Here is a 7,203-nt window from a genome sequence, read left to right on the forward strand (position 1 = left end):
CCAGTAAAGCATCGGAAGGAAAAAGAATTCTTAGGCTTTTCATGGAGTAGGGTTTGACTATATATCTTATTTGATTGGGTTCGGGCATCCAATGACCGATATATATATCTTTTTGAAAAAACTTCGCTTGCAGAAATAATCCTAAAGCTCTATCAAATCCCCAGAGAGGCAACCAAGTTAAAATTTCTCCTATCCTCATGTTGCGGACAAAATCATCTAAGGCTTCTTTCACTAAGGCAGTCTTCCAAATATTATTATTGAAAGGTTCTAGATGGCAGCCATGAATATCTTTTCTTTTGCCGTAGGGCCATAAAGCTAGTCTTAACTCGAAAGGATTATCTAGGGGAGCGATGGGAACTTCCACTAAATCTTGGTATTTATCTTGTCTTTTTCTAGAGACATTTAACTGATTGATAGCGGGTAGCTCCGGCCAGGGAGCTTTAATTTTTTCCTCATCGAGATAATCAATTTTCTCCTTATAAAGACGTAATAGCCAACTTTGGGGAAAATTATGAAAGTAATCTTTCGCTAAGGCAACCACCTGGGGATGCAAGAAATCATCATCATCGAGAGCCAACACATATTGACCAGAAGCATTGAGAAGACCGACGGCCCTCTGGGCCGTTTCTCCCTGATAAAGACTATGAAAAATTTTGACTCTGGGGTCTTCTACGGAAGGGGTAACTGCTCCGGGAGGATAAACCCAAATAAATTCTACTTCCCCTTGAATTGCCAGAAGTTGTTGCAACCAATATTCGGAAAATTTGCCCAGAGTTGGAGTAACGATTGATAGAATTGGTGAGTTGATCATGATTAGCTGACTATCCCTCTTTTCCTAGTCGATAAAGTACATATTTTTTGGGAACTTCCCTGAGATTGGTAATCACCAGATTCCACATATATCCATACTGAGGAAAACACTTGACTAGGAAAATTTCTGATAAAATGCCATAGCGATTTAGTCTTCTATATTCGGGGGGATTGTTTTCCATGCGTAACTGTTCTGGAGATGGCATGAGATGACCGATGATTTTCCCTTGGCCTTGCTCGAAAAACTTAGCTTGAATAAATAAACCCAAAAGACGATCTAAACACCAAAAGGGAATATACTTAAACGGACCCATTAATGGTAACAAACTAACGATATCTTTGCAGGTTGCCTGTACCATTTGAGTGAGCCAGACTTTTTTATCAAAATTTTCAGTATGAGGGCCGTGGTGATCTTTTCTTTCGCGCACAAAGCACATCAAATCTAACTTTCTTTTGTCAAAAGGAACGATGGGAATTTCCTTTAAGTAGCCACTTCGATCTGAGCCATCCTGATTTTTGGAGCTTTTATCCCACACCAGTAGTTCTTCTATCTGGGGCAGCGGTTGCCAAGGAGCGGTCAGTTCTTTTGTTTCCCCATACTGAAATCGCTTAGTACAGAGTCTCATCACCCAGCTATCTGGAAATCGCTGGAAATACTGTAGAACCATGGTCAAGATATCGGGATGAAGAAACTCATCACAATTAATGGTTAGTGTGTAAGGTGCTGTCGCATTCATCAATCCACTAATTCTTTGAATAATTTCTCCCCGCAAGGGACTGACTATTTGCTGTACCCTGGGGTCGGACGTGGGATACTTAGGTGCTCCTGGTGGATGAACCAAGATAAATTCTACTTCTCCCTTGACCTCGGTCAGCGCATTAAACCAGTGGTCAGCGAATCCTTCTCGGGTCGGAATAACAATTGATAGGCTTGGTGTTGACACCTTGTCCATGATAAAAAAATTTTTCCTCTATTTTTTGATGCCATTGTATCATAGTTCTCCGGCAACAAGGAAAATTTCTGGAAGATCAGAAGGCTGAGAGGTCAAGAGTGGGAATTCAAGAGAAGTAAAATCGATATTCAACTTGTTTCCCATCCTAAAAACTGATTTCTAGGTTTTTTATCCTTGAGAAATTAATCATGCCCAAAATCCGAAGTATTGGTAGTCTGATAAGCTTAGATAGCAAGCATAAGGGCAAATATTAACTAATATAAAATCGTGCCAAATTTCCCCCACTAAATCAGCATTTCCATGACTACCCTTTTTCCATTCCTCTTTTTCTACTTGACTCAATTGGCTGTAGAAGGGCAATTAATAGACAAATATTATCCTCCAACCACTCACTCTAGCCTTCCTTTCCTAGCGGTGGGCTTATATACTTGCCATGTAAACGTTTTATCTAGGATTTGCTGAAGTTGATGAGCAGGTATTAGTGTCTGTGCTTCACCTTGACGAGAAAGGCTGTAAATAGCAGTTTCCTACTGTCTTTTCACTGATTACTGCTCACTGATTACTGCTCCCTGAAAAAGGCTGACGGCTATAAAACGGGGACAGGCAATTGACGCTCCCGTCGCGCTCATGGGAGGGATTCTTGATTCACCGAGTCCACTTAGACTAAGTACCTTGCGATTCTCAACCCAGAGGTGGTTCTCTCCTCAAGCGTTAACTTTGGGTGCGCCCCACCCTAGTTGTATTTCTACAAAATTTGCTTGAATTGAAGTGTTAGCTTCAAATACTGCTTTGTCTAGTTCCTGCAAAGATTTTACCTACCTACAGGTAGAAACTAGAACATTAGGTAGGGCTTGCTGAATAAATCTAAAAACTTTGTTGGATAAGGCTTTTAGACTTTTTTTCCCTCAAAAAGTGCCGACCATTGGAGGGATCGGGGGTAAAATTCCTGGACTTTTTCCCTGAAAATTAGGTAACTGACTACCTCAAAATCGGTAAAACCCTACACCCCACACCCCACGAAAAACTTTTTGCCGCAAACCCTAGCTAAATCGGACAGCAAGCTGACTCAGCAATTGAAGCGAAAACTCTGCCATTCTCTAGGATGCCATTCCGGGTTAATCTGGGTTTCGGACGCAATTTTTCGATGACTAAATTTTAAGAGGCAGTATGGAACGCACTTTCTTAATGATTAAACCCGACGGTGTGCAGCGCAATCTGGTGGGGGAAATTATTCAACGCTTTGAAACTAAAGGTTTTACGCTGGTTGGGTTGAAAATGATGCAGGTTTCTAGTGAATTAGCGGAAAAACACTACGCTGTTCATAAGGAAAGACCCTTTTTCCGTTCGTTAGTCGATTTTATTACCTCCTCCCCCGTGGTGGCCATGGTTTGGCAAGGAGAAGGAGTAATTGCCTCCGCTAGAAAAATTATTGGCGCCACTAATCCCCTCAATGCTGAACCTGGTACGATTCGCGGTGATTTTGGCATTAGTGTCGGACGCAATCTTATCCATGGGTCCGATGGTCCAGATACGGCCAAAGATGAAGTTAGTCTCTGGTTTAGCGATGCAGAATTAGCTAATTGGACTCCCGCAATCACTCCCTGGGTGGTAGAATAAACCCCTTTGAGGCAGTCAGGAGCCGGTCGTCAGGAGACAGGAGACAGGAGATTGCTTTTATTTATTCTCCCTTCTCCCCTCTCCCTTCTCCCCATTTCCCCAACCCCCTAATATTCGGAAATTATGACCGTAGAATCCAGCTTACAACAGTTAAAAAGAGCTTCATCGGGACGATTACCCAGCAGTTACGGGGTCTATTTTAAGAATACCCTTGTGGCCCTCTGTCATGCTCTTGAAGATCATATCTTGCAAACTAGCAGCCCAGATAGTACAAATAAACCACTGGTCTTAGTCACCTTTCAACAGGGTAAATGGTATTTACAGGAAGCTGAGCGCTATTTAGATATCGCTCGCTCTTCTCGTCATATTGCGATCGCCGCCGTGGCCGATAGTGGTTTTTCTGAGCATAAAACCGGCAGTTTAGAGAATGTTTCGCTAGTTAACTTAGATAATAGCGATAGTTTGGTTAATGAGTGGAATTTAATCATTCTTTCCCCCGATTACGCCTCCATGGTACTCTGTCATGAGTTATCCCCAGAAGAATACCGGTCCGATAGTCAACCCCAAATAGACACGGAGCGAAAATTCTACGGTTTATGGACATTCGATCGGGATTTAGTCGAAAAAGCCGCTAGGATCTTAATTGAGCGTCTGCATCCTTATAATCCCAGTCTAGCGGCCGATTTAAGCAGACAACAGCAGGAAATTAGTCAAAATATTAATCCCATTCCCACGGATTTAACGGGAGTAGTCTCTCGCATTGTCACCTATCTGCAAACCAGTCAACAGCAGTTAGTCACCGTCAGCAGACAAACGCGAGAATTAAGCGACTTAGAAGGACAAGCATCCCGTTTAAATAAAAATTTGGCCGCTAATAAACTGCAAGCTTTTCTAAGAATGGCTCAAAAGGTCGATGAAAGAGATATTGATAATCCCCTTGCTTCCCTACAGGTGGCCGCTTTAGCGGAAATGTTGGGACAATTGCTCGATTTACCCACCCTGAGATTGCGACGCTTACGATTAGCCGGTTTATTATACCGCATCGGTCTAGCGGAGGCTCCGATCGAAGTTTTTAGACAGCGTGCCAGTCAGTTAGAGGGAGCAAATGCGTTATTTTGGCGGGATAGATCGGTATTAGGAGCGCAATTACTCGCCACTATGCCCGAATTAGCCCCAATTCAACAGATTATTTACCATGAGTTTGAATACTGGGATGGTAGCGGGGTTCCCAACGGCTTAAAAGGGGAAGAAATCAGCCTAGAGTCGAGAATTTTAGGATTATCAGCCTATTTTCAGGAATTAACTCAACCGCGAGGCGACCGACTAGCTCTAGATTTAGGAGAGGCCCTAGAGCGCTGTCAAAATTATAGCGGGATTCGTTTCGATCCCGCTTTGGTAGAAAAATTAAGTTCGGTAATTCGTCTGTGCGAAATGGGATGGATGCAATTACCCGATCGCCCTAGTCAAGTCCCCGCCGTCTGGTTAGAATCAGTTTAGATTAGGGTCTGCGGCAAAAAGTTTTTCGTGGGGGTAGGGTGTGGGGTGTGGGGTGTGGGGTGTAGGGTTTTACCCATTTTCAGGGGGTCAATTACCTAATTAATTTTCAGGGAAAAAGTGCCTAAATTTCCCCCCCGATCACCCCAAGGTCTGGCACTTTTTGATGGGAAAAAAGTCTAAAATTTTTACCCAACAAGGTTTTTAGATTTATTCAGCAGACCCTAGATTAGACTCCGATTAAACTCTGCATGGCACGTCTCATATTAGCCGGTTTAAAAGCTGCCATGGCCGCGGTCGGTTCATAGCCGCAATGTACCATACAATCGGCACATTGCGGATTGCCACTGGCCCGACCGTAGTTATCCCAATTGGTTTCTGCTAAAAGTTCCCGAAAGCTTTTGTAATGACCTTCGTTGAGCAGATAACAGGGTTTTTGCCATCCTAAAAGACTATAGCTAGGACTACCCCAAGGGCTGCATTCATAGTCTTGTTCACCGATGAGAAAATCGAGAAAGAGAGGATTATGGTTAAAATTCCACTTTTTCTGCCCTGATTTCCAGGGTGAGAGAATTTCTCGGAATAAAGCTCTAGTTTGCTCCCGTTTCAAGAAACTATCTTGATCCGGGGCCCACTCATAACTGTAACCGGGGGAAATCATCATGCCATCGATGCCCAAAGTAGCGAGAAAATCGAAAAATTCCTGCATTTCTCGCGGCTCTGTGCCTTCAAAAACCGTGGTATTAGTAGTAACCCGAAAACCTCTCGCTTTCGCTGCTTTAATCCCTTGTACTGCCTTATCGAATACTCCCTCTCGATCCACACAGCGATCGTGATGTGCTTTTAAACCGTCCAGATGGACACTAAAGGTAAGATAGGGTGAAGGAGTGAATTTATCCAGGCTTTTTTCCAACAACAGGGCATTGGTACACAGATAGACAAATTTTTTTCTGTCCACTAACCCCTTGACAATTTCATCGATTTGTGGGTGTAAAAGCGGCTCGCCCCCGGGGATGGAAACCACGGGAACCCCGCATTCTTCCACCGCTGCGAAACATTCTGCCGGGGTGAGATGATTGCGGAGGATTTCCGGGGGATGTTGAATCTTCCCGCAGCCAGTACAGGCTAAATTACAGCGAAATAGCGGTTCTAGCATTAAAACTAAGGGAAAACGCTTTTTTCCCGCTAGACGCTGTTTCAAGATATAGGAAGCAACCACTAAAGCTTGTTGCAGTTGGACAGCCATTTGCTCACACCAATAGGATTCTAAGTCACCGAAAAATTGGGTCTGAAACCCTATCCTTTTAGGACAACTTTAATTTAGATGGTAGCACATTTACACCATATATGCCAGAAAGTGAGGTATGGAAAAAGCCACACCAGAACAAGGGTCGCTATTGCAGCGCACCTTGGGCTGTGTAATATTAGTTGACAATAAAGCTCTCCATGTCAGAACACAAGCATGGTACTAAAGACAGGAAAGAGTAGGCTAGACTCAAACTCCTTCAATGTTAACCGAGGGGAAAAAACCAGAAGAATTATACTTTTTAAACGAGGTTAGCTGTGTCCCTTTACCGCAACCCGAATTAATACAGCACTTTCCGAGACGGATCATCCCCTGCAATCACCGAAATGCTTACTGCATAAGCACTTCAACCCTAGTAGTTGTACTTGAGCGGTCTGGCAAGGGCTGTAATAGGGTTAGCAAAATAACGATTAAAGAGTTCCTGCGAAGACCTAGTGGGACTTAGGCGTTTTCGGTCAGCAAAAAAGGCTCAAACCATTACGGGACAAAGGGTTAACCTCGATTGATGATTTTCCTTGATCTATCTGGGTTTCAGCGATTTTGGGCTTCTCGAAGTAAATCCCAAGCGGGGATTGGAGTTGAGGCTTTTCTCGATTTTTTTTTTGTCTAAGTCCCACTAGTGGGAATATGGGTAGCAGCGCTGTAGTTAAATAAAAACTTCTTAACTTCCTAAACTTAGGTGGTAATTCCCAAATAACTCGCCGATAATTACTGTTATGTTAAAAAACTTCAGCAATCATTTGTCGAGGAGGAATAGGTAATGACAGTCTCATAATTTACAATTGACAATTCAATCTATAGCAGTTATCTTAATGATGAGATGCTAAGTTTTCCTGTGGGGGAGCCGTTCTCCAGCCTTCAATAAATTAAGTTATGCTTCATCTTTATGAGAAAAGCTATAACTTACAATCTATTCAAGCAGTTCTCAATAGATTGCTAATCTTGTTCTTTATACAGATGCAGCAGCGATCCTGTTTCCGGCTAAACGGGAGCAAAAAATTTTAGGAAATTAGGAAACTCAGG

The 7,203-nt window shown here is 43.1% G+C and carries 5 protein-coding genes and 1 pseudogene; 3 read left to right on the forward strand and 3 right to left on the reverse strand.

Annotated features, from left to right (window positions below):
* A partial coding sequence (locus PX636_RS22325) for a glycosyltransferase family 2 protein (RefSeq protein WP_288118982.1) occupies positions 1 to 811 on the reverse strand: 811 nt, incomplete at its 3' end.
* 10 nt (positions 812 to 821) lie between these two features.
* Positions 822 to 1,763, reverse strand: coding sequence for a glycosyltransferase family protein (locus PX636_RS22330; protein WP_147071207.1), 942 nt, complete (start codon positions 1,761 to 1,763; stop codon positions 822 to 824).
* 1,167 nt (positions 1,764 to 2,930) lie between these two features.
* Here PX636_RS22330 and ndk point away from each other — a divergent pair.
* Positions 2,931 to 3,380, forward strand: a complete 450-nt coding sequence (gene ndk / locus PX636_RS22335; RefSeq protein WP_002780036.1) for a nucleoside-diphosphate kinase — start codon at positions 2,931 to 2,933, stop codon at positions 3,378 to 3,380.
* A 123-nt stretch (positions 3,381 to 3,503) separates the two neighbouring features.
* Positions 3,504 to 4,877: an HD domain-containing phosphohydrolase gene (locus tag PX636_RS22340; protein WP_002796380.1), complete on the forward strand. Its 1,374-nt coding sequence runs from the start codon at positions 3,504 to 3,506 to the stop codon at positions 4,875 to 4,877.
* 226 nt (positions 4,878 to 5,103) lie between these two features.
* Here the strand turns inward: PX636_RS22340 and hpnH are convergent, their stop codons facing one another.
* Positions 5,104 to 6,120, reverse strand: coding sequence for an adenosyl-hopene transferase HpnH (gene hpnH, locus PX636_RS22345; RefSeq protein WP_002796381.1), 1,017 nt, complete (start codon positions 6,118 to 6,120; stop codon positions 5,104 to 5,106).
* 118 nt (positions 6,121 to 6,238) lie between these two features.
* Between hpnH and PX636_RS22350 the strand changes: the two are divergent.
* Positions 6,239 to 6,454, forward strand: a pseudogene (locus tag PX636_RS22350) (helix-turn-helix domain-containing protein); the annotation flags it as partial.
* Positions 6,455 to 7,203: the final 749 nt, after the last annotated feature.

The sequence above is a fragment of the Microcystis sp. M53598_WE2 genome (assembly GCF_030067735.1).
GTDB lineage: Bacteria > Cyanobacteriota > Cyanobacteriia > Cyanobacteriales > Microcystaceae > Microcystis > Microcystis aeruginosa.